The organism is Halomonas sp. hl-4 (assembly GCF_900215475.1).
Lineage (GTDB): Bacteria > Pseudomonadota > Gammaproteobacteria > Pseudomonadales > Halomonadaceae > Vreelandella.
Genome location: NZ_LT907845.1, coordinates 3,133,994 through 3,157,976 on the forward strand (window position 1 = coordinate 3,133,994; position 23,983 = coordinate 3,157,976).

General features: G+C 54.8%; 19 protein-coding genes. 10 read left to right on the forward strand and 9 right to left on the reverse strand.

The features are described 5' to 3' along the window. Positions 1–60: 60 nt before the first annotated feature. On the reverse strand, positions 61–1,560 hold the full coding sequence (locus CPH17_RS14820; RefSeq protein WP_074395013.1) for an aldehyde dehydrogenase: 1,500 nt from the start codon (positions 1,558–1,560) through the stop codon (positions 61–63). Beyond that, entirely contained in the window at positions 1,557–2,804 is a 1,248-nt protein-coding gene (locus CPH17_RS14825) for a M20 family metallo-hydrolase (protein WP_074395014.1), read from the reverse strand. The genes CPH17_RS14820 and CPH17_RS14825 overlap by 4 nt, the downstream gene beginning before the upstream one ends. 160 nt (positions 2,805–2,964) lie before the next feature. Here CPH17_RS14825 and CPH17_RS14830 point away from each other — a divergent pair, with 160 nt between their 5' ends. The 3 genes from CPH17_RS14830 (at position 2,965) to aguA (ending at position 6,912) form a co-directional block, all read left to right on the forward strand. Continuing rightward, on the forward strand, positions 2,965–4,365 hold the full coding sequence (locus CPH17_RS14830; RefSeq protein ID WP_074398385.1) for an aminotransferase: 1,401 nt from the start codon (positions 2,965–2,967) through the stop codon (positions 4,363–4,365). Positions 4,366–4,438: 73 nt separating this feature from the next. After that, complete coding sequence (locus CPH17_RS14835; RefSeq protein WP_074395015.1) at positions 4,439–5,785, forward strand: Na+/H+ antiporter NhaC family protein; 1,347 nt, start codon at positions 4,439–4,441, stop codon at positions 5,783–5,785. Next, positions 5,782–6,912: an agmatine deiminase gene (gene aguA, locus CPH17_RS14840; RefSeq protein WP_074395016.1), complete on the forward strand. Its 1,131-nt coding sequence runs from the start codon at positions 5,782–5,784 to the stop codon at positions 6,910–6,912. Before CPH17_RS14835 ends, aguA begins: the two co-directional genes overlap by 4 nt. Positions 6,913–6,982: 70 nt before the next feature. Here the strand turns inward: aguA and CPH17_RS14845 are convergent, their stop codons facing one another. Continuing rightward, positions 6,983–8,101 (reverse strand): alkene reductase, encoded by a 1,119-nt coding sequence (locus CPH17_RS14845; RefSeq protein ID WP_074395017.1) that lies wholly within the window; start codon positions 8,099–8,101, stop codon positions 6,983–6,985. A 155-nt stretch (positions 8,102–8,256) separates the two neighbouring features. On the opposite strand from CPH17_RS14845, the gene CPH17_RS14850 reads away from it, so the two are divergent. Continuing rightward, positions 8,257–9,012, forward strand: a complete 756-nt coding sequence (locus tag CPH17_RS14850) for a FadR/GntR family transcriptional regulator (RefSeq protein ID WP_074395018.1) — start codon at positions 8,257–8,259, stop codon at positions 9,010–9,012. Here CPH17_RS14850 and CPH17_RS14855 read toward each other — a convergent pair. The 5 genes from CPH17_RS14855 to CPH17_RS14875 form a co-directional block, all read right to left on the reverse strand. After that, on the reverse strand, positions 9,009–10,277 hold the full coding sequence (locus tag CPH17_RS14855; RefSeq protein ID WP_096300118.1) for an allantoate amidohydrolase: 1,269 nt from the start codon (positions 10,275–10,277) through the stop codon (positions 9,009–9,011). The genes CPH17_RS14850 and CPH17_RS14855 overlap by 4 nt on opposite strands. Before the next feature lie 21 nt (positions 10,278–10,298). Beyond that, positions 10,299–11,000 (reverse strand): DUF1028 domain-containing protein, encoded by a 702-nt coding sequence (locus CPH17_RS14860; protein WP_096300120.1) that lies wholly within the window; start codon positions 10,998–11,000, stop codon positions 10,299–10,301. Between the two features lie 11 nt (positions 11,001–11,011). Further along, on the reverse strand, positions 11,012–12,406 hold the full coding sequence (locus CPH17_RS14865; protein ID WP_096300122.1) for a YfcC family protein: 1,395 nt from the start codon (positions 12,404–12,406) through the stop codon (positions 11,012–11,014). A 175-nt stretch (positions 12,407–12,581) separates the two neighbouring features. Then, on the reverse strand, positions 12,582–12,953 hold the full coding sequence (locus CPH17_RS14870; RefSeq protein ID WP_074395022.1) for a hypothetical protein: 372 nt from the start codon (positions 12,951–12,953) through the stop codon (positions 12,582–12,584). 118 nt (positions 12,954–13,071) lie between these two features. Beyond that, complete coding sequence (locus CPH17_RS14875; RefSeq protein WP_074395023.1) at positions 13,072–14,268, reverse strand: M24 family metallopeptidase; 1,197 nt, start codon at positions 14,266–14,268, stop codon at positions 13,072–13,074. Between the two features lie 454 nt (positions 14,269–14,722). Between CPH17_RS14875 and CPH17_RS14880 the strand changes: the two genes are divergently transcribed. Next, positions 14,723–16,015 carry an NAD(P)/FAD-dependent oxidoreductase gene (locus tag CPH17_RS14880; protein WP_074395024.1) on the forward strand — a complete coding sequence of 431 codons (1,293 nt, stop codon included), beginning with the start codon at positions 14,723–14,725 and terminating at the stop codon, positions 16,013–16,015. A gap of 138 nt (positions 16,016–16,153) precedes the next feature. Here the strand turns inward: CPH17_RS14880 and CPH17_RS14885 are convergent, their stop codons facing one another. After that, complete coding sequence (locus CPH17_RS14885) at positions 16,154–17,542, reverse strand: glutamine synthetase family protein (RefSeq protein ID WP_074395025.1); 1,389 nt, start codon at positions 17,540–17,542, stop codon at positions 16,154–16,156. Between the two features lie 265 nt (positions 17,543–17,807). On the opposite strand from CPH17_RS14885, the gene CPH17_RS14890 reads away from it, so the two are divergent. From CPH17_RS14890 to CPH17_RS14910, 5 genes are all read left to right on the forward strand, one after another. Continuing rightward, complete coding sequence (locus CPH17_RS14890) at positions 17,808–18,614, forward strand: gamma-glutamyl-gamma-aminobutyrate hydrolase family protein (RefSeq protein ID WP_074395026.1); 807 nt, start codon at positions 17,808–17,810, stop codon at positions 18,612–18,614. A gap of 35 nt (positions 18,615–18,649) precedes the next feature. Continuing rightward, positions 18,650–20,026, forward strand: a complete 1,377-nt coding sequence (locus tag CPH17_RS14895) for an aspartate aminotransferase family protein (RefSeq protein ID WP_074395027.1) — start codon at positions 18,650–18,652, stop codon at positions 20,024–20,026. Beyond that, the gene (locus CPH17_RS14900) at positions 20,026–21,525 is read left to right on the forward strand and encodes an aldehyde dehydrogenase (RefSeq protein WP_074395028.1); all 1,500 of its coding nucleotides are present in this window, start codon (positions 20,026–20,028) and stop codon (positions 21,523–21,525) included. Before CPH17_RS14895 ends, CPH17_RS14900 begins: the two co-directional genes overlap by 1 nt. Positions 21,526–21,746: 221 nt before the next feature. After that, entirely contained in the window at positions 21,747–23,201 is a 1,455-nt protein-coding gene (gene nhaC, locus CPH17_RS14905; protein WP_096300124.1) for a Na+/H+ antiporter NhaC, read from the forward strand. A gap of 167 nt (positions 23,202–23,368) precedes the next feature. After that, positions 23,369–23,920, forward strand: coding sequence for a cupin domain-containing protein (locus tag CPH17_RS14910; protein ID WP_082934174.1), 552 nt, complete (start codon positions 23,369–23,371; stop codon positions 23,918–23,920). Positions 23,921–23,983: the final 63 nt, after the last annotated feature.

Here is a 23,983-nt window from a genome sequence, read left to right on the forward strand (position 1 = left end):
CCTGTATGGCTTTTTAAATCAGCCTACAGGGCGATTGTATTTATCCGCAGTCGTTTTAGATCAAGCGTTGATGGACATCCAGATAGTCTTGATGTTCATATATTCGTCAATGGAGTGCAGTGATTTATCCCGCCCATTTCCAGACTGCTTCACCCCACCGAACGGTACGGTCATATCCGGGCCTGCCCAGTTATTAACGTAGACTTGCCCAGACTGCAACTTGCGTGAAACACGCATGATGCGATCAATATCCTGGCTCCAGACGGCGGCAGCCAAGCCGTATTCGCTGTCGTTGGCAAGGGCCAATGCCTCTTCTTCGGTATCGAAGCCAAAAACCGACAGCACTGGCCCGAAGATCTCCTCGCGACCTATGGTCATGGCCGGGGTGACATCGTCAAATACGGTGGGAGGAATAAAGAGCCCGGCGCTATCTAATGGCTGTCCGCCGGTACGCAGCGTGGCACCCTCTTCTTGCCCCTGGCGGATATAATCAAGCACTCGCTGGTATTGAGTGTCATCTACCATCGCCCCCATAAAGCTTTGCGGGTCGAGTGGGTCGCCTGGTTGCATGGCAGCTGCAGCGCCCACCACCTTCTCAACGAAGGCATCGCGAATGCGGTTTTCCACCAACAGCCGTGAGCCAGCGATACAGACTTCACCTTGGTTATGAAAAATCGCAGCGGCTGCGTGCTGGGCTGCGGCGTCTAGATTGTTGCAGTCGGCAAAGATGATGTTGGGGCTTTTGCCGCCGCACTCCAGATAAACGCGTTTCAAATTGGACTGGCCCGCGTACTGCATGAGCTGTTTGCCCACTTGGGTGGAGCCGGTAAAGGCGAGGCAGTCGACCTCCATCGACAGGGCCAGCGCTTTACCTACGGTATGGCCATAGCCGGGGAGTACTTGGAATACCCCGGCGGGTAGGCCCGCTTGTTGGCTTAGTTGAGCAAGGCGTAGCGCCGATAATGGCGATTTTTCTGAGGGTTTGAGAATAACGCTGTTACCGGCCGCCAATGCCGGTGCAATCTTCCAGGCGGTCATCATGAGCGGGAAGTTCCAGGGGACGATGGAGACCACCACCCCGAGCGGCTCGCGCACAATCAAGCCGAGGTGATGGTCTCCCGTCGGAGCCACCTCACCGTAAAGCTTATCGATACTTTCGGCGGTATAGCGCAAGCAGCCGATGGCGCCGTCAATATCCCCCAGCGCACTGGTAATCGGTTTCCCCATATCCAGAGTGTCCAGCAGGGCAAGTTCGTGTCTATGGGCCTGCATTAACGCCGCTAGGTCAAGCAGCGTGGCTTTGCGCTGACCTGGGGCGCGTCGCGACCACTCTCCCCGATCAAAGGCCTGCCGAGCTGCGCGGGTAGCGAGCTCGGCATCAGCGTCATCACAGCTGGCGACCCTGGCTAACACCTCGCCGGTGGCTGGGTTCACCGTGGATAGGGTGGCGCCGCGCTGCGCATCGACAAAGGTGTCGTTGATATAGGCGCGGGTTTCAAAGGAGAGTGTGTCTGCCAGTGATTGCCACTCGGACTGGTTCGTTGGGACAGTTGTACTCATTGGGTAACCTCAAGGTCGTTAGCGTTATGCAGTAGCGCGTCGCAAAGCACTTGGGTGCCAAGTGCACACTGCTCCGGCGTTGAGTACTCGGCTTCGTTATGGCTAATGCCATCGCGACAGGGAATAAAGATCATCGCGGTGGGTGCCACCCGTGCCACATACACCGCATCGTGGCCCGCACCACTGAGCATTCGGCGGTAAGCAATGCCGCGTGCCTTTGTGGCCTGTTCGATGGACGCAATACACTGCTCGTTAAAGGCCTCCACCGGGGAGTTCCAGAGGCGTTGCGGTGTTACTACGACACCAAAGGTCTCTACCAAGGCATCCAGCTCGCTATAGAAGCGGGCCTCCAGCGCGTCTAGCCGATCATCGTGCATATGACGAAGGTCGACAGTCATGGTGACCTGGGCAGGAATCACGTTGCGGGAAGGCGTATCGATCTCCAGGCAGCCAAAGGTCACCTTGCTGTCACCGCTGGTGTCGGTGGCGGCGATGGCGTATAGCCGATCAATGAGCCGGGCGGCAGCGGCCAGGGCGTCGTGACGATATGCCATGGGAGTGGTGCCCGCATGAGCAGCGTTGCCTTCAATCGTTAGGTCAAACCAGCGCATCCCTTGCACTCCGGTGACCACACCGATATCTAAGCCCTCCTCTTCAAGCACCGGCCCCTGTTCGATATGCAGTTCCAGAAAACTGGCTAACCGAGGCTCGCCAATAGGCAGGCTGCCCTTCATGCCTGTCTCATCAAGGGCCTGTCCAAAACTGATCCCTTGTTCGTCCTGGCGAGCGAGGGTCTCCTCCACAGTAAACACCCCCGCATAGGTGCCGGAAGCCACCATCGCGGGGGCAAAACGACTGCCTTCCTCGTTCGTCCAAACGATCAGTTCCAGAGGTCGTTCGGTAACGATTTGGTGATCGTGCAGGGTGCGAAACACTTCCAGACCTGCGAGAACCCCCAGTACGCCGTCGAAACGCCCCCCTTTCGGCTGGGTATCCAGGTGGCTGCCGACAGCGGCAGGCGCCAGATCGTCACGTGTGCCGGGGCGACGAAAAAAAAGATTACCCACTGCATCACTGCGAACGTGGCAGCCAATATCGGCGCACCACTCGATTAACTGCTGCCGACCGGCAGTATCTTCGGGTGTTAGTGCCAAGCGGTTGCTGCCGCCATTGGGGGTTGCGCCGATCTCTGCCATGGCCATTAAACTTGACCACAATCGCCGACCATCGATGGACACTTGCATGGCGTGTCTCCTGTTGTGTTTGTTGGGTTAAGGATATCCACCATAGGAGGCCTTCCGCGCAGCCGATATACCCCAATGGGGATATATTCCCGACACTGTTTTCCCCGCTAGCCTGTGAAGCCACCTCTACAACGGCTTCCTAATAAGCGAGGGCATAATGATGACTCAGCAGCAGGCGCACGCCTCTTACGATGCGCAAGATCTTTGGCACAAAGATAAAAATCACTTTATTCACCCCTTCACCGACTTCAGCTTGTTCCACGAAAAAGGCTGTGACGTGATTACCGACAGTGATGGTATCTATGTCGAGGATGTACACGGCAACCGCTTTATCGATGGGATTGCGGGCCTGTGGTGTGTCAATGTGGGCCACGGCCGTGCCGAAATTGGCCAGGCGATGGCCGAGCAAGCCACGCGCATGGCCTACTTTTCTACTTTTAATAATCTCTCCAATGCCCCGGCCACCGAGCTGGCTGCCAAGCTCGCCGAGCTTGCGCCTGCCCACTTGAACCATGTGTTTTATAGCTGCGGCGGGTCAACGGCAAACGATGCCACCATCCGGCTTGTGCATTACTACTTCAATCGTTTGGGCAAGCCTTCAAAAAAGCGCATCTTGTCGCGCACCAATGCCTACCACGGCACCACCTACATGGCGGCGAGCCTGACCGGTATCGCCAGCAATAACTGGCAGTTCGATACGCTTGATCTGGTGACACATTTGAGCGAAGCCAACTGCTATCGCCGTCCAGAGGGGATGAATGAGGCCGAGTACTGTGATCATCTGGTCGATGAACTCGAGCAAACCATTGACCGGCTAGGGGCAGATAACATAGCCGCCTTCATTGCAGAGCCCATTATGGGAGCAGGCGGCGTATTGGTTGCACCGCAGGGCTACCACTCCCGCATGCAGGCCATATGCCGTGCCAACGATATTCTGTTTATTGCCGATGAAGTGGTGACGGGCTTTGGTCGTTTAGGGCACTTCTTTGCCTCAGAAGCCGTGTTTGAAACCCAGCCCGATATTATCAATGTGGCGAAAGGGCTTTCATCTGGCTATGCCCCGCTGGGTGCAACGCTGATATCTGACAACCTTTATGCCGTACTAAGTACTCCTCAAGGCCCAGGCGGAGTGTTGAGCACTGGCTTTACCTACTCTGGGCATCCCGTTAGCTGTGCTGCAGCGTTAAAAAATATCGAAATCATTGAACGTGAAGGCATTTGTGAAAATGTTCTAGAGGTTGGCCCCTATCTTGAGTCACAGCTCAAAACCCTCGCCTCTCATGAAACGGTCGGCGATATACGCGGCAGTCATTTCATGATGGCGATTGAAAATGTGGCAGATAAAACGACCAAGGCGTTGCTCCCTGTTGAAGCACGCGTGGGTGACCGCGTGGCGGCTGAAGCACAGAAGCGGGGTTTGATTATTCGACCCGTCGGCCATCTCAATATCATTTCTCCGCCCTTGATCTGGACGCGTCAAGTCGTGGACGAAGCTGTAGCGATTCTTGATGACGCTTTTGCCGCCACCACGCGCTCACTTAAAGCGGATGGTTACCTATAAACACTGCTATGAGAGGCGGGCGCTAGTGCCCGTCTTGAGTAGTGATCTACGACAATGATAAAGGGGAATAACAATGGAAGAGTATGGAGTTTTAAGCCTGATACCTACGTTAGTGGTTTTAGTCATGGCGATTATTACCCGGCGCACGATTGAGTCACTTCTGGCAGGCGCGCTGGTAGGCTTATTGATGTTTGAACCTCTCAATGTCATTACCCAAGGGTCGGATATACTGCTATCGGTATTGGGTAATGACACGGTGACGTGGATTATCCTTGTGTGTGGGCTATTTGGTAGCTTGATTGCCTTGCTGGTAAAAACGGGCGGCGTGTTAAGTTTTGGTGATGCGGTTACCCGACGCATCCATACCCGCCGACAAAGCTTGTTAGCGACGTGGGGGCTGGGGCTAATCATTTTTGTCGATGACTATCTCAATGCGCTGACCATTAGCGCTTCCATGAAGAAAGTGACAGATCGCTTTAACATATCCCGTGAGAAGTTAGCGTATATCGTTGACTCCACGGCAGCGCCGATCTGTATTCTCGTACCGTTTTCCACCTGGGCTGTGTTCTTTGCAGGTTTGCTGGAAGAGAACAATGCTGCTGGTAACGGCATGGGGCTATACATTCAAGCGATACCTTTTATGTTTTACGCTTGGATAGCGGCGGCGCTTGTGCCCCTGGTGGCACTGGGCATTATCCCCAACCTTGGCCCAATGCGAGCAGCTGAGGCTCGCGCTGAAGCTGGCCAGCCACAACCAGATGGCACTGACGACAGCGCGCTGGAAATAGAAGATACAGACAAAAAACGCCCTCATCTGCTCAATTTTCTGCTTCCTATTGCGACGCTGATTTTCTTCACCTGGTATTTTGAGATTGATGTGCTGCGCGGCGTTATTGTGGCGCTTGCTGTGACGCTAGTGCTTATCGCGGTGCAGCGACTGTTAAGCTTTCACGATACGTTTGACACCGCGCTTGATGGCTTCAAAGCCATGATTATGCCACTTGGCACGCTGGTGGCTGGGTTTGTGCTTAAGGAGGTGAACGACCTGCTTGGCTTAACCAACTATGTGATCGAGAGTGTTCAGCCGTTAATGACCGCAGGTATGCTACCGGCGGTTGTCTTCGTCACCATGGCCTTTCTCGCTTTTGCGACCGCCTCCTTCTGGGGACTGTTTGCTGTGGCGATGCCTATCGTATTACCGCTTGCCAGTAGTATGGATGCGCATATGCCGCTCGTAGTGGGGGCTTTGATCTCAGCCAGTGCCTTTGGCAGCCACGCCTGCTTTTACGGCGATTCTACCGTCCTTTCTGCCCAAGGGGCCGGGTGTACGCCAATGGCCCATGCGTTAACGCAACTGCCCTATGTCTTAATAGCCGCTGCCGTGGCAACGGGCTTCTTTATACTGGCGGGGCATATATGAAGCACTCGACGTCCTTACCTATAACTACCACCGGCTCTCTGGCGAGCGAGCCAACACCCAGAGCGTTGGGCTTTTCGATGCCGGCGGAGTTTGCCCCCCATGCTGCCTGCTGGATGCTGTGGCCTCAGCGCCCAGATACATGGCGCTATGGCGCAAAACCTGCCCAGCAAGCCTTTGTCGATGTAGCACAAGCGATTGCAGAGAGTGAGACGGTCTTTGTGGGTGTCAATGATGAGCAGTATGAAAATGCCCGCAACCAGTTGCCTGCGCATATTCGGGTGGTTGAGTTGTCCAGCAATGATGCCTGGATGCGCGATGTCGGGCCCACCTTTATTACCCACCCCGATGGGCGACTCGCCATGGTGGACTGGGAGTTCAATGCCTGGGGCGGGTTGAAGGAGGGGCTCTATTTCCCATGGGACAAAGACAAGCGGGTTCGTTGTAAAATCAGTGAGATGCTGGGTATTCAACGCTTCGAGGCCCCGCTCGTATTAGAAGGAGGAGCCATTCATGTGGATGGTGAAGGTACGCTTATCACCACGGAAGAGTGCTTGCTGAATCCTAATCGTAATCCGGAGATGAGCCGCGCCACTATCGAATACTGGCTGCAGGAGTATTTAGGCGTCAGTCACATCATCTGGTTACCGCGTGGCTGTTATCTCGACGAGACCGATGGCCACGTGGACAACCTGTGCTGCTTTATTGCGCCTGGCCATGTGGCGCTAACGTGGTGTGAGGATGAGCAAGATCCCCAGGGCGCTATTTGTCGGGAAGCATTGCGTGTGCTGGAAAACGCCACGGATGCTCAAGGCAGGCGGCTCACTATCCATAAACTGCCCCAGCCAGGCCCGCTATATATTGCCGACGATGAAGCCAGTGGAATTGATCGCCTGAACAGCTCGCATCCCCGGTTACCTGGGGATCGCATGGCGGGTTCTTACGTCAATTTTTATATTAGTAACTCGGTCATTGTAATGCCTTTGCTGGATCCTCGTTACGATGGACAGGCTAAAGGCATTCTATCCCGGTTATTTCCCACGAAAAGGGTGATCGGCGTTAGGGCAAGGGAAATACTGCTTGGTGGCGGGAACATTCACTGCATCACTCAGCAGCAACCACGCGTGTAGCGTTTCGCAGGGAAAACGCCCTGTTCAGCCACAGGCTGAACAGGGCGCGGGGGAAAGCTACCTTTGGCTGTTACTGGATGCGGTCGTAACCGTTATCCATAAACGGATAGTCGGTGTAGCCTTTTTCGTCGCCGCCGTAGAACGTCTCGTGGTCGGGCTCGGCGAGCGGCGCATTGACCCGGAAACGCTCGGGCAAGTCCGGGTTGGCGATGTAAGGACGCCCAAAGGCCACCGTGTCGGTGGTGTTTTCGCGGATGCGTGTTTCCGCATGGTCGGCGTCATAGTTGCCGCAGTACATCAGGCTACCGCTAAAGCGCTCACGCATCTGCTCACGGAATCCGTCAGGGAAAGTGATATCACCACCGGCCCAGTTGGGCTCGTTCAGGTGCAGATAGGCGAGGCCGCGCTTGGAGAGTTGCTCGGCCATATAGAACGCCATGGCTTCAGGCTCATCGTCGGTCAAGCCGAACAGTTCGATAAACGGCGTCATGCGAATGCCGACCCGGTCAGCGCCGTAGACGTCGATTACGGCATCGACCACTTCCAGCGGGAAGCGCGCGCGGTTTTCCAGCGACCCGCCGTACTGGTCGGTACGCTGGTTGGTGCCCGTAGCCAGGAACTGGTTCAGCAGGTAGGCGTTGGCCGCGTGGACCTCGACCATGTCAAAGCCTGCCCGTTTGGCGCGAATAGCCGCCTGGCGGTAGTCGTCAACGATGCCGGGAATCTCGTCGGTTTCCAACGCGCGCGGTGTACTGGTGGCGTGCTGACCGGCGGTGCCGTCTTCAAACTCAACGAAACACTGGGCGCCTTCGCCTTTCAGCGCGCTGGGCGCGACCGGCTGCTGGCCGTTGGGTTGAACCATTTCGTGGGAAACACGCCCAACGTGCCACAGTTGCAATGCCATTCGCCCGCCTTTGGCATGCACTGCATCGACTACGTTTTTCCAGCCAGCTTCCTGCTCGTCGGTCCAGATGCCGGGTGTATACACATAGCCACGGGCGGTGGGGGAAATATTGGTGGCTTCGCTGATAATCAATCCGGCCCCGGCGCGCTGGCCGTAATAAGCTTCCTGCATTTTGCCAGGCACGCTGTCAGGCGTGCGAGCACGGGTCAGCGGTGCCATGATCACCCGGTTGGGGATTGATACGCTGCCTAGTTGCGTCGGGGCAAAAAGCGTTTCGTAAGCCATTAAACAAACTCCTTTCGAGTTCTTAGATGAACAATAGCGCACAGAATAGACCAGTTTACTAGTGAGTGCCAATATCGTGCGGATTTTCGTCTGCGGCCCTAACGCTGACGAGTTCTGCTACGCTAGCGGCATTACTAATGGATAGACGTTATCGCATGACGAAAAAAGTATCCCAGCGCCGCCCTCATCAGGTGGCAGAAACCATTAAGTGCTGGATTGTTGACCGCCATTTGAAACCTGGCGATCGGCTTCCCAGTGAAGCGGAGCTGATGGCAACGCTCAACGTATCGAAGGGGACCGTGCGCGAGAGTACGCGTGTCTTGGAAGCACAGGGATTGGTGGAAACGCGCACCGGGCCTGGTGGCGGTGCCTTTGTGCGTGCGATGAGCGACGCGAAAGCCGTATCGCTTTTAAGTAATTATTTATTTTTCAAAGATATTTCGATTCAGGATATCTATCAGATTCGTTTGGCGCTGGAGCCTGAACTAGCCGCCTCGTTAGCAGGCAAGGTCAGCCAAAGTGATATTGCTCGGTTGCGGGAGAGCTTGCACAGTTACGCACAGCCTAGTGACGATAGCGACACCGAACGGCAGCAGCACCTCGACTCGCTTAACTTTCATTTGATGCTTGCCGAGCTGGCGGGCGGCAATCAATTGCTGACCTTTATTATTCGCTTCACGATCCAGGTGCTTTCCGACCTGACGATTTACCGCCGTTTATATGACCCGGTTACCCACGATTTAGGGCAAACGGGGTGCCGCTACCATGCGGCAATACTTGATGCCATTGAGCTAGGTGATGCGGACAGTGCCTTTGCCATCATGCGCGAGCATATGTTGGACGCTCAGCGGGTAATGAACCAGCAAGAAGCCCAGGTAAGGCGAGCTTTCCTGCCGGAGTTATTGGCCTAACGGCATTTCGCGGGATCAAGCTGCTGCAAAAAGGCCATCATGACCCGCACCGCTGCTTCGCCATCGTCAGCGGAAATGCTCTCGTCGGGGTGGTGGCTCAAGCCCTCTTTGCAGCGTACGAACAGCATGCCGATATCGGTGACATCCTGCATGGCCAAGCCATCATGACCGGCGCCGCTAAACATCCGCTCAGTGGGTTGCTGAACGTTGGCGCAGGCTTGCTCTAGACCCTGCATAATCCATTCGGCACATCGCGCACCGTCTGCGCGGTAGGAGTTGTCCATGGAGAGTGACAGCCCACGACGTTCGGCAATCTCTTTGAGTGCGACCTGAACCGCCTCGCGTCCCTGCTGCCGCGTTTCTGACTGTGGAGAGCGTAGCTCAATCGTAAAGGTGACCGATGCGGGTATTACATTAACGGCATTGGGGCGTACATCCAATTGCCCAACGACGCCAACTAGCGCCTGCGTAGTTTGCAGCACGTTATCGACAGCTAGCACCATTTCTGCGGCACCCACCAACGCATCATGGCGGCCAGGCATCGGTGTGGTCCCCGCATGACCGGCCTTTCCACTAACCGTCACTTGATGGCGCTCAATACCAGTGAGAGCGGTGACAATCCCCACTGCATGATCGCGCTGCTCCAAGCGGGGGCCTTGTTCGATATGTACTTCCACAAACCCCAGCGTGTTGGCAGGCTTGCGGGCCAATGCAGGAATGCCATCTGGCTCTGTGCCAAAGCTACGCAGTGCCTCTTTTAAAGTGATGCCTTGTGCATCGCGTGCCTCAAGCTGCTGTGGGTCAACCGTGCCCGCGAGAGCGCGGCTGCCAACCAGGGTGGTAGGAAAGCGCACGCCTTCTTCATCACCAAAAGCGACCACTTCCACCCCATAAGGTAGCGTAATGCCTTCGTGGCGCAGCGCTTCTAACGCGATCAGCGGGACTGCTATGCCGAGCATGCCGTCGTACTTGCCACCCTCAACCACTGAGTCCTGGTGAGAGCCCATGATTAACGTGGGCTTGCCAGCTTGAGCATTGGGGCAGCGGCCTACCAAGTTGCCTGCCGCATCGAGCTCGGGTGTCAGGCCTGCGCGTTGCATCCACTGTTCAATCAACGGCAGTACTTGGCGATGTTCGGGCGAGCAAAACAGCCGTGTGACGCCAGGGCCGGGCTGAGAGTAGCGCGCCGCTTCGTCCAGACAACTTAATAGATAGTGACCTATCTGTCCTTCAGAAAAGGTTGTAGGTGGGGCTTGGTGAGACATAAGAACTCCATCAATGAGCCATCAGCGCAGCGGTAGCTGCTGCCAAAACGCTTGAAAGTCGTCCGCCCTGAAACGCGCTTCAAGCGCCCGCAGTGCCTCAATAACGTCGTCGGCCCAATCCACCCTAAGGTCGATAGGAGGCTGAGCAAAGGACTCGATACGCAGTGCGGCTGAGCGTGTCCCACGGGCATCGCCGCCCGCATTGAGAGCGGCCTCCAACGCGTCCAGTAAGTGGCTGAGCAGCCGTTGGTCGTGATCGTGGGGGTATCGAGGGTGAGCGCCATCTTGCAGGACAGCGGTGCTGTTGAGCGTGCTGATTTGAATAAAGTGCTTGGCCAACATTGTGACTACATCGGTGCTACGCAGCATGTTGCCTGCTGCTGCGACACTTGGGTAGAGGTTGGCAGCTACACTGGGCAGGTTGGCGGAACCAGTATGTACATTAGCTCGTCCTTGAGCGTCCATCACCAGGCACTGACGATTCTCTGAGCGGCCATCAGTCTGAATTGCCACTTGCAACGCCTCGGAAGCGGAAGCGCCTTGGCTCAAGGTCTCGAATACCCGTGCAGGGTACCAGGGGTTGGTGTAGCGCCCCTGGGTAACGCACGCCCCAATGCCGCGCCAGCAATGATGCACATAGCCACCCACCGCCACGCCACCGGTTGCGGTGAGCGTGGCCACGGTGCCCGTTTCAGGATGAACGTGAACCAGTGAAAGCGTCATAAGGTCGCTGATCAGTAGCCTGCGTAGTGGCCAATGATCAAGCCTACCCAGGCCAGTAAATAGACCACGACCATAAAGGGCAGAATGGCTTTCAGCCACTGCGCATAAGAAACACGACCAAGGGCCAGCATTGCCAGGGTGCCGCCTGAGGTAGGCACAATCAGGTTGGTCAAGCCGTCGCCCACCTGGAAAGCCGTGATCATTAACTGACGGCTCATGCCGACCAGGTCGGCGACAGGAATCAGAATCGGCATGGTAACCAACGCCTGCCCGGAACCCGAGGGTATGAACAGGTTGATAACGCCCTGGACGACACTGGCACCAATCGCCGAGAACAGCGGGGGAATGTTGTCGATCAAGGCGCTCAGCGAATTAACGATGGTGTCAATAATCACCGCCTGCTCCAGGATAACCTGAATAGAGGCCGCGACCCCGATCACCAGCGCGCCGGCGGTGACACTCGCCGCGCCTTCCATCATCTGTTTAACAATACTGTTGGCCGAAAGGCCGTTGAGCGCACCGATGATGATCGCCAGTAATAGAAAAGTGGCGGCGATCTCATTGATATACCAGCCGCGCGTAAAGACGCCGATAAGCATTGCGCCCAAGCCGCCAACAAAGACCGCGATGGTCAAAAGATTGCGCTTGGTCAGGCGGTATTCGCTTAGGGGCTTGCTTAACGACTCGGCGTTGTCAGGCTCTTCAAAGTCCATCTTGATGACACGTTTGCAGATATACAGCGATAGCAGGGCGAGCGATGAAACCACCATCAAGGTACGCAGCCAGGCGCCCGAAAACGTGGGTAGCTCGGCAATACCTTGCGCCACGCCAACGGTGTATGGGTTGATCGGCGACAGCGCAAAGCCGATACCGATGCCGCCAACCGCCATTGTGGTTCCTACCAAGCTAGAGCATCCAATAGCACTGGCAATAAGCACTGCAATGGGGACGAGGGCGATATTATTCTCAAATCCCACCGCGACACCGAAAAAGCCGTAAATGAAGGTGCCAACGGTAATGATCATATTGCGGCGCTCAATCCCGACGCGATGAACCGCGACGCCGATGGCGTTTTCGAGCGCACCGGTTTTCTGCAGGATATGAAACAGGCCGCCGGCGATAAAGACAATAAATAGGTATTGCGAGGCGGAGATGAGGCCTTCCGGTATCGCCACAAAAATATTGAAGGGCGACAAGGCGGCAACGTCGTTTAAGTACCTAAAGGAGTCAGCGATGACGACGGTTTGTCCGTCCTGTGTCGTTCGCTCAAACTCACCGGCAGGAATAATGAAGGTCAGCAGATAAGTTGCGACCAAAATCATAAAGATCAGCACCATTGGATCGGGGACCGTTTGGTACCATTTTTTGCTCGGACGGGCTGCCGCCGCCGTGTTGTGTTCTGTCATGAGAGACCCCTTGCGTAGTGTGTGTCGCAGCGTGGTGCTCGTTGGTGGCACCTTACATTCAATTTATCATGATAAATTCAGGGGTCAAGAAAACGACAATACGCAAGCACACCTGCTACCTAACCAGTAAATGGTCAGTAGGCAGTGCCTGTAGGTGAGTGATGACGTGTAATGTTTATCCCCGTTGCCAAGGCCAGCGGCGCTTAGGCGGGGTGTCGATCTGCTGTAGCGCGCTGGATAGCGGCAGCATAAGGGCGGCTAACTGACGGTGGCAGATGGCGCTGCTGAGTACGCCGGGGCACTGCTTAAGCAGCAGCTCGCACTGCTGGGAGGCGATGAACAACTGCTCGGTGACGGCGGGAGAAAATATCGGCTTGGCCTGCTGGCAGCAGTGGGTCAGCTCCCGCGATAACATCGTGAGCATGCTGGTATCCAGCCAGCAGGGCAGAGGATCGTCTAAGCGACCGGCAATCGAGTGCTGGATAGCTTCAAACGAGGTGCGTAAGAACATTATGGTATGGCGAAGCTGACGCTGTTCGCTGTTCATGTGATTAATCCAGCATCGTCGTCGATGGCCAAATACAAAAGAGAGTATTTCTCATTTTCATCTGTGTGACGATAGCGCCAGTCCATCAGGCTGTCAATACTGCGGCTATAAGAGGCTGTTATCTGGTCGTGCTGGGCGCCTGAAATAGCTGCCAGTCGTTACCTGTTAGTGGCTTGGCACCTTGCGCGGTCACCACCACTGTATCGCTCAGCCCAACGCCCCACTGCCCCGGCGACCGCAGGCATAGCGGCAGGTGAAACACCATATTGGCTTCAAATTCACGCAACTGCCCTTGGGCGATATAGCCGGTCCCCTCGACCCAGCTGGGGGGAAACTGCGCGCCCACCGCGTAGCCAAATACGCCGGAGAAAAACAGCCGGTCACGTTGCGGCGCGAGCAGTGCATCAGCGGCCCTGGCGGCCTCATCAAAGGTGTTACCTGGGCGCATGGCATTGCACAGCGTTTCAAACATCGAGCGGCACAGATCGCGAGTGGCAGAAAGGGCCGGGCTGGGTGCGCCGGTAACGGCGGTGCGCATCATAGGGGCGGTATAGCGCTGATAGGCGGCGCCGAATTCCAAAAAAACCGGCTCATTAGGCTGTATTACGTGACGCTTGTGGTTGACGTGAATGATCCCAATGCGATGCCCACTAGTAACAATCGGCTGAAGGCTCATAAATTCACTGCCGTTTTCCAACAACGCTTTGGCCCCCACGGCAGCAATATCGTTATCGGTCATGCCAGGGCGAATTATCTGGATGGCGGCGTCCAACCCAGCGGCGGTAATGCGCGCGCTTTCTTGCAGCATGTCGAGCTCGGCGGCGCTTTTAACGATCCGAATGGTATCCAGCAAATCGCCAGCCTCGCAGAAGCGCTCTCGACCAACGCTATTGGCCAGGGCCTCCATAACACCCACGCGTAATCCACTGCTCCAGCCATCAATGCCGATGCGGGGGCAGCTGGCGAGCAGGTCTGCCAGCGGGGTGATAATTTCATCCACGTTTTCCCAGCGATAACCAATAATCTCGTCCACCCGAGCCGTAACAACGGCAGCTCCCGTTTCAATCGACGCCACTTGCAGTACTAAGCGCTCTGGTGTGCACACTAGGCACGCATGCACCGAGACCTCGAAGGTGTGGTAGCCGGTGAGGTAATTAATATCGGCTGGATCGGTGAGCAGCAAGGCGTCAAGGCCGCGCTCGGCCATCGCTTGGCGAACTGTATCCAGGCGCGCTTGGTATTCCGAATGAGAAAAAGGCAGCTCGCTCTGAGCGAGAGTCTCGGCAAGGGCTTCGCGGTAGTGGTGGTAATCCATAGCGACCTCCAGGAGTAGGTAAGGTCAGTATAGGCAGCTAAGAGCTTAACGCTTTCCATGTCATCAACGCTAACCATGCCTTTAGTACGGATGTTAAAGAGGAATCATTGCCTCATCTGGAGGTTTTCAGTTTGGGGAAAGCGTGCAAGCGGGATTTCGTTGGTGCGCGCCTCCCTTGTTAAGTAGTGACTGCTGACTGAGCGGGCTTTGCAAATAGGCTGTTACGAAGTATTGGGTTGAGCATAGTTGACATGATTGAGGGGGTTGTTGGGAGCAAAATATTTGCGCCTAGAAGCAAGTGTGAGATAGACACAATTTTTAATTTGTTGAATTTAATGTGACATAAAAATTCATATTGTTGGTTTTTTTCAGCCTAAAGCAGTGCTTGTTGCCCTTTTTTAGGCTGTTATGTACCATGATGTGGTTAAAATAATCAACAACTGGAGGGCGATAGATGCAATCTCAAACTTCTTCTGGGCATGTCTCATCTTACTATGCGGCGTCTGCCAACGTTTCGCCGGAACGGTCTGTGCTAGAAGGTGATGTGGAGAGTGATGTCTGTGTAGTGGGAGCTGGATTTACCGGTATCTCAGCGGCGCTACATCTGGCCGAGCGTGGTTACCGTGTGGTGGTGCTGGAAAGCGTGGCGATTGGCTTCGGAGCATCTGGACGTAACGGCGGGCAGATCGTTAACAGCTATAGCCGTGATATGGATATTATTGAGAAACAGAATGGCGCTGAAACCGCTCGCGCGCTGGGCGCTATGGCGTTTGAGGGTAACCAGATTATCCGGCAACGCATTGAGAAGTATCAGATCGATTGTGACCTGAAAGAGGGTAACCTTTTTGCTGCCTGTAACAAGAAGCAGTGGGAAGGTCTCAAGGAACAAAAGACCTTATGGGAGCGCTACGGCCATCAGGAACTGGAACTGCTGGACGGCGATGAGGTCAGGCGAGAGATAGGCAGCGAACGCTACGTGGGCGCATTGATGGATCACTCTGGTGGTCATCTACATCCCCTCAATCTGGTGCTGGGGCAGGCAGCAGCATTAGAGGCGCTGGGTGGGAGGATTTTTGAGCATTCGCCCGTGACGCGAGTGGAACACGGTGAGCCGGTAACGCTGCATACCCCGAAGGGGCGAGTGACTGCTCAGCGGGTGGTCATGGCTGGCAATGCCTATTTGCAAGGGTTGCTACCCAAGCTGGAAAGTAAAGCGATGCCGTGTGGAACCCAGATCATTACCACTGAGCCACTGCCGGCAGAGTTAGCAGCGCGATTACTGCCTAACGATAAAGCGGTAGAAGATTGCAATTATCTATTGGATTATTACCGCCTGACTGCTGATAACCGCTTGCTGTATGGCGGGGGTGTGAATTATGGCGGGCAAGCATCAGCCAGTATTGAAGCGGCCATCCGGCCGAAAATGCTAACCACCTTTCCTGAGCTGAGCGATGTCCGCGTTGATTACGCCTGGAGCGGTAACTTTCTGCTGACGCTCAACCGTTTGCCGCAGTTCGGACGTATTAATAGCAATGTCTACTATGCGCAGGGGTACTCTGGTCATGGTGTAACGTGCTCGCATCTGGCGGGAAAGCTGGTGGCAGAAACCATTAGCGGTGAGGAAGCGCGTTTTGAATCCTTTGCACAGGTCTCTCATCTGCCAATGCCTGGCGGGCGCCTGTTGCGTGTGCCGCTTTCCGCCATAGGGGCGTGGTTTTACGCCATGCGTGACCGGCTTGCAGTGTGAGCGGGTTCGATTACTTCTACAGCAACGTCTTGCAGCACTGGTGGTTGGTTTAATTTTAGTATTCACCTAGCGTTTGTGCACAGCCCTCTCCCACATTCCTGTGGGAGAGGGAGGGGCTGTTGATTGGTAATCGCCAATCTAGACTTGCCGCAGGTACCAGTCGTATTCCATCGCACTGACTTCGCGCATGGTTTCGGCACGCTCTGATTGGCGGTTGGCAATGAACACGTGAATGAAGTCTTCGCCAAGTTGTTCGCCGAGTACGCGGTTGTTGCCAAGCAGGTGTAGCGCTTGGGTCCAACTGTTAGTTAACTGAGGCGCGATTTGGTCATAGGCGTTGCCGATGATGGGCGCAGCGGGGGTGAGCTGCTGGTCCATTCCATGGTGGATTGACGCCAGCACGGTGGCTAGTAGCAGATAGGGGTTGACGTCAGCGCCGGCCACGCGGTGCTCGATGCGTCGCGCTTCTTTTGGTCCGGCGGGTATGCGTATCGCCACGGAGCGGTTGTCGTATCCCCAGGTGGGTGCCATTGGCACATAAAGCCCTTCCTGAAAACGGCGGAAGGAATTTAGGTTTGGCGCCAGTAGCGCCATGGAGTCCGGCATCAGCCCCAGCAGCCCCCCTACGGCGTGTTGTAGCGCTTTGCTTTCCAGTGGGTCATCGCCGTTTTCGGCAAAGATATTTTGCCCGTTGCTATCCACTATGCTTGCATGAACATGGGTGCCGCTACCTGCTTCCTGACCATAGGGCTTGGCCATGAAGGTGGCTTCAAAACCGTGGCGTAGCGCCACGCCCTTTATCAGTCGCTTGAGTAGTACCGTATTGTCACAGGCGCGCAAAGCATCATCGTCGTGAACCAAGTTGGCTTCAAATTGCCCTGGTGCGCACTCCTTCAACACCGTGTCCAGCGGCAGGTCTTGTGCCTGAGCGGCACTCTGCAAATCATTGATAAATTCAGCGTACTCGTCCAGCTCCAGCACTGAGTAGAGTTGGCTTTGCGTGGCCCGTTCGCCACTGCAGGGAGATTGCGGTGGCTGAATCAGATTCCCTCCATCGCGCAGACGATCGACCAGGTAAAACTCCAATTCAAGGGCGACTACTGGTGTTAAGCCACGGTCAGAGAACTGCTTAAGAAGGCGGCGCAAAATCTGGCGCGGATCGGCAAAGAACGGCGTGCCATCCATTTCCTCCATGGTCATCAATAGCTGACCGTAGTGGTTTTTATTCAGCCAAGGTGCCGGGTTGAGCGTGCCGGGAATGGCGCGGCATAAACGATCACCATCGCCGCTGGAAAGCCCTAGTCCGGTTTCCTCCACGGTATTGCCGTTGATATCCAGCGCAAATACGGATGCAGGCAGGAAAATGCCTGTTTTGAAGACTTTAGAAAGGTTGTCTCTAGGGATCCGTTTGCCACGGATAACGCCATTAAGGTCACTGATCAAAAGGTCAATACTGGTAATGTCAGGATAGCGCTCAAGGAAATCCTGGGGTTCGTTGTGAGCGTTTGTAGGACTGGCAGAGGACATACAATATACCTTGTTTTTATGCCGTTTTGGTTGCGTTCTGATAACGATATCCTTGCTCTGGCGACCTCGTGTGTCAAATATTTAATAACAAAAAGCCTAGTTTTTGTTCGAGTAAAAATAAGTGCGTTTGTTTTTGTATTTATAAATCATACTATTAGATATTTTTTTGCAAAAAAGTTGTCTTCCCTATTGGAAAATAAAATAGACCGCGCTATGTTGAGGTGAGTGTTGATTAAAGCATAACAACTGACAAAGTGTATTAACCATGGAAAAAATCCAATCCCCAAGCCCGGTTGTGGGTGTAATCGCCTGCTGTCGGGATGTGGAAGGCCACCCTGCTCAGATGGTGACCGACAAATACCTCCAAGCGCTCTACCAGTATGGTATGACGCCGATTATTCTCCCCGTGCTAGCTGCCGACACGTTGACCTTTGAACAGCGCAAAGCTCAGGCCGTAGCGCTCTTTGGTAATCTTGATGGTCTTTTGCTTACAGGCAGCTACACCAACGTCTCACCGTCCCGTTATGGCGCCGAGCGCGCACCTGAAAATACCCGCGATGACGCTTGGCGTGATGAGCTGGCACTTGTCTGGGTGCATGAAGCAGTGAAGCAAGCGTTGCCGTTATTCGGAATCTGCCGCGGTTTCCAGGAAATCAACGTGGCATTTGGCGGCACATTGCACCAAGCCGTACACACGCTACCAAATATGCTCGACCACCGTGAGCCATCCGCCGATAACAAAGCCGGTCATTATGCGCCTGCTCATGAGCTGAATATCCGTCCTGATGGTGCTTTGGCGGCGCTATATGATGCAGAGCACGCCGAGGTGAATTCGCTTCATCAGCAAGGGATTGATCAGCTTGCGCCGGAGCTTGATGCGGAGGCGTGGGCGCCGGATGGGTTGATTGAAGCGATTTCTATACGTGATGCCACCGCGTTCGCGCTGGCCGTTCAATGGCATCCTGAGTGGTATCCCAAAGAACATCCTTTATACGACTCGCTGTTTCAGGGCTTTGCAGCGGCTTGCCGTCACCATCGCTACCAACATGACGCACAGCCTGCCGCTTGTTGAGGCTTGTCGTTATGATCTGATCAGGAGCCATGCTCATGCAGACCCAGGATTACCAAACGCTGGATCGCCAGCACCACCTTCACCCATTCTCCGACTTTAAATCACTCGGAGAAGAGGGCAGTCGCATCATTACCCATGCTGATGGGGTGTATATCAACGATAGCCAAGGCAATCGCATCCTTGATGGTATGGCGGGCCTGTGGTGCGTCAACCTCGGCTATGGCCGTCAGGAGCTGGTGGATGCTGCCACCAATCAGATGCAGCAATTGCCGTATTACAACAACTTTTTCAAAACTACTCACCCACCAGCAGTGAAGCTGGCAGCTAAGTTAAGTGAGCTGGCACCCGAGCATATCAATCATGTGTTCTTCACGGGATCCGGCTCTGAAGCCAACGATACCGTGCTGCGCATGGTGCGCCGCTATTGGTCGATCAAAGGCAAGCCGGAAAAGCAATGGATCATCTCGCGTGACAATGGTTATCACGGCTCTACCGTTGCAGGCATGAGCCTTGGCGGCATGGCGCCGATGCACGATCAAGGCGGCCCTTGTGTGCCGGGCATTACCCATATTGGCCAGCCTTACTGGTTTGGCGAAGGGCGCGACATGAGTCAGGAGGCCTTCGGCAAGCAGTGTGCCCAAGCGCTAGAAAAGCAGATCCTGTTGTTGGGTGAAGACAACGTGGCCGCCTTTATTGCCGAGCCGGTGCAGGGCGCGGGCGGTGCCATCATTCCGCCGGACAGCTATTGGCCTGCGGTGAAAGAGGTACTGGCTAAGTACGATATTTTGCTGATTGCCGACGAAGTCATTTGCGGTTTCGGGCGTTTAGGCGAGTGGTTTGGCAGTACTCACTATGGGCTAACACCTGACCTGATGCCGATTGCCAAGGGCTTGTCGTCGGGCTATCTGCCCATTGGCGCGGTGCTGGTGGGAGACCGCGTGGCCGATACATTGATAGAAGATGGCGGTGAGTTCTTCCACGGCTTTACTTACTCCGGCCACCCGGTCTGTGCGGCTGTGGCGCTTAAAAACCTCGAGCTGATGGAAAGTGAGCAGGTGGTCGACAACGTTCGCCATGACCTGGGCCCTTATCTGGCGAAACGTTGGCAGGCGTTGGCGGAACACCCGTTAGTTGGTGAAGCTCGCTCGCTAGGCCTGATCGGGGCACTTGAGCTGGTTGCTGACAAGACGACCGGTGTGCGCTTCGATAAATCCCTTTCGGTAGGCAATCTGTGTCGTGATTTGTGTTTCGAAAGCGGGCTAGTGATGCGCTCAGTGGGCGACACCATGGTGATATCCCCGCCGCTTATCATCACGCACAGTGAAATTGATGAACTGGTGAGCAAAGCGCGTTTGGCACTGGACAAAACAGCCGAAAAGCTGGCGATAACACACCCCATGGAGAGTGCATAATGGCGGCAGATAACACGAAAACCCTAGCCGACTGGCAAGCAAAAGCAGCGTCACTGAGCTTTGAAACGCGCGCTTTTATCAATGGTGAGTTTGTGGCCGCCGCAGGTGGCAGCACACTGACCAGTATCAATCCTGCTACCGGAAGCGTGCTTGCCGAGGTGGCCAGCTGCGATGCGCCAGAGGCTGAGCGTGCAACGCAAGCGGCCCGTGAAACCTTTGATAGCGGTGTCTGGTCACGTTGCCCTCCGAGTCAACGCAAGCGCGTGTTGCTGCGCCTCGCGGATTTGGTAGAGACGCACCGCGATGAGTTGGCGTTACTCGATACGCTCGATATGGGTAAGCCGATTTCCAGCTCGCTTGGGGATTTGGCAGGCACCGTTGCCTGCTTGCGCTATCAGGCGGAATGTATCGATAAACTCTATGGCGAAGTGGCCCCCACGGGAGATCGTGCGCTCGGATTGGTGCTACGTGAACCCATGGGCGTTGTTGCGGCGATCGTGCCATGGAATTTTCCACTGATGATGACGTCCTGGAAGATTGCCCCGGCACTGGCCGCGGGCAACAGCGTGGTTCTCAAACCGTCGGAAAAATCGCCGTTGTCGGCGCTGCGCTTGGCGCATCTTGCCCAGGAAGCCGGTATTCCTGACGGCGTATTTCAGGTTTTACCCGGTTACGGCCATACGGTGGGCAAAGCACTGGCGCTCTCCATGCAGGTAGATTGCTTGGCGTTTACCGGCTCCACGGCGGTGGGTAAACAGCTCATGCAGTACGCCGGACAATCCAACCTGAAACGCGTGTTTCTAGAGTGCGGTGGCAAAAGCCCAAACATCGTTTTTGCGGACTGTCAGCATCTAGATGCCGTCGCCCAAAGCGCTGCAGAAGCTATTTTCCACAACCAAGGTGAAGTCTGTATTGCCGGTTCGCGCCTGTTGGTGGAAAACAGTATTCGCAAGGAGTTTGTGGCCCGTGTGGTGAAAGCCGCTGAGCACATGCAGCCAGGAGACCCGCTCGACCCGGATAGCTTCATGGGCGCCATGGTCGATGAAGCGCAGTACCACCGGGTACTTGAGTATATTCGCCAAGGCGAAAGCGAAGGCGCCACCCTGACGCTAGGGGGTGAAGCCAATCACTCCCAGGGATATTTCCTGTCGCCGACGATTTTCGATGACGTTACTCCCGATATGCGCATTGGCCGCGAAGAAATCTTTGGCCCCGTGCTGAGCGTGTTCGGTTTCGACAGCGAAGAGCAAGCGATTGCACTGGCCAATGATAGTGACTTTGGCCTCGCTGCCGGCGTTTGGAGCCAGGACATTGACCGCATTATGCGGGTCTCTCGGCGTCTGCAATCCGGTCAGGTATACGTGAATAACTGGGCGGGTATCGATCAGACAGTACCCTTTGGCGGCGTTAAACAGTCGGGCAATGGGCGCGATAAATCGCTTCATGCGCAGGAGAAATACTGCGAAGTGAAGACGGTGTGGATGTCGCTGAGCGTTTGAACCCTCGAAGTTCGTAACGAACTTCACCTGGGTACTTCACCCTTTATTGATTCGATTCAACAGCGCTAGGTGTCACGGCAAAAGCCGTGCCCCTCGCCGAGGGGGCCTTGTGCCTGAAAAACCAATAAAAACAAGCATAAGAAGGACCGGAGTCGCCATCACTGCAAGGATTTCCTAACGGAAATACGACGACCAATAATCAAATATTAAGTGAGGACATTATGTCGACTGACCACACTGCTAAAGAAGACCAAGAAACTCCCCGCCCAAGTTTGAAAGCGACCATGATACCCGTTGTGTTTATGGCGGCATCATTGGGCATTTTTATCGGCTATTTCGAGACGGATCCGCACTTGCCACTTTTTTTGAGTGCGATTGTCGCGACGATAGTGGCTATTGCGACGGGTAGTCGCTGGAAGCATCTCGAAGCGGGAATCATGCGCTCTATTGGCCTGACCACTCAGGCGATTGTGATTCTAATCATTATCGGCACCATTATTGGCTACTGGATTGCCGGTGGGATCGTGCCCACCATGATCTATTACGGGCTGAGCATTTTGGCACCAGACTACTTTTTGGTCGCGGCGTGCCTGATCTGCTGCTTGGTATCGCTGGCTGGCGGTAACGCCTGGACGGCGGCCGGCACTATTGGCATCGCTCTGATGGGAGTCGGTGAAGGACTAGGCCTTAATCCGGCGATGGTAGCAGGCGCCGTGATCTCTGGGGTTTATTTTGGCGACAAGATTTCTCCGCTTTCCGAAACTACCAACATGGCGCCAGGTGTCGTCGGTGTCGATCTGTTTGAACACATTCGCTATATGCTCTACACCACGGTTCCTGCGCTTGCAGTAGCGCTGGTGCTTTACACCATTCTTGGTCTGAACATGACGCCTTCTGGCGATGGCGCGACACAAGTAGCCGAGTTGCAGCAGAGCCTAAATGAGTTGTTTATCATCAGCCCGTGGCTGCTACTGGTGCCGGCAGCGGTTATCGTCATGATGATCAAAAAGGTGCCGGCTATCCCTGCGCTTTCTGTTGGTTCGCTAATGGGCATCGTCTGTGCGATTGTGATTCAGGGTGTGCCTCTAGATGATAGCTTCACAATTTTTGTGGAAGGCTATTCGGTAGACACTGGCAATGTCACGGTGGACGACCTGCTGACCAACGGCGGTACTGACGCCATGATGTGGACGGTTTCGCTGATTATCATCGCGATGAGCTTTGGCGGGATTCTTGAGTCTGCAGGTTTCTTTCGCACTATTGTAGAAAGCCTGCTTAAACTGGCCAAGACGACTGGCAGCTTGATCGCTACCACGGTGGCGACGGCGATGACCGCTAATGTAGTAGGTTGTGATCAGTATTTGAGCATTATCCTACCTGCCCGTATGTATGCCAACGAGTTCCAGCGTCGCTCGCTTAAGCTGAAAAACCTGTCGCGCACGGTAGAGGATGCCGGCACCATGACATCACCGCTAGTACCTTGGAATACTTGTGGTGCCTTCATGTTTGCCACGCTTGGTGTCAGTGCTTTCAGCTACGCGCCCTATGCCTTTCTAGCGTTGCTTAGTCCGCTATTTGCCATTCTTTACGGCTTTACCGGTTTCCGGATTGCTTACGAAGACGAGCCGCAAGAGGCTGAAGTGAACTCTGGCTTGGCTGATGCTCGAAGTGCTTGAGCTGAGCACGATGGTGCACACCGATTAGGCGAATTATCTTTTATCGGAAGTACCCTTTTAATTAAGTTTTTGCCCCACAGTCGTGGGGTTTTTTTTTGCGCTATTATGTGCCCTCAATAGATAGTCGAAATAACCTAATTCACTTATTGAGAGGGAGTGAAAAAAGCATGTCGGATGACGTGGGTGCGAGCTTGCGTTCCTTGCGCAAGCAGCGGGGAATTTCGCAGCGTGAGCTGGCAAAGCTATGTGGAGTTACTCACTCTAGTCTTTCGCTGATAGAGCAGGGAAAAGTTAGCCCGTCAGTCAGTTCCCTGAAGAAAATTCTGAACGCATTTTCCATAAGCGTCGGTGATTTTTTTACGATGGACCTTGATAGTCAGGAGCAGGTTTTCTATTCGGCTGATGAGCTTGTTGATATCGCCTCTGGTGATATTTCCTACAAGCTTGTAGGAGCGAATCGGCCTAATCGCGCGTTGGCATTTATGGTTGAGAATTATCAACCGGGCGCTGACACAGGGCAGGCGATGATTGCTCACTACGGTGAAGAGGCTGGCTTCGTCATAGAAGGTGAAATCGAAATCATCGTGGGAAGCACCGCTAGACGCTTAGGGCCGGGTGAATCGTATTATTTCAAGACAAGCGTTCCGCATCGTTTCCGAAATACCGGAGATGCACCCTGTAAGATAATTAGCTGTGCTACACCTGGTAAGACGTTCTGACATTACTGGCTTATATTGTGCGGCAACTGTTGCAGCAATGATGGCGCGCAAATCGCTTGGACT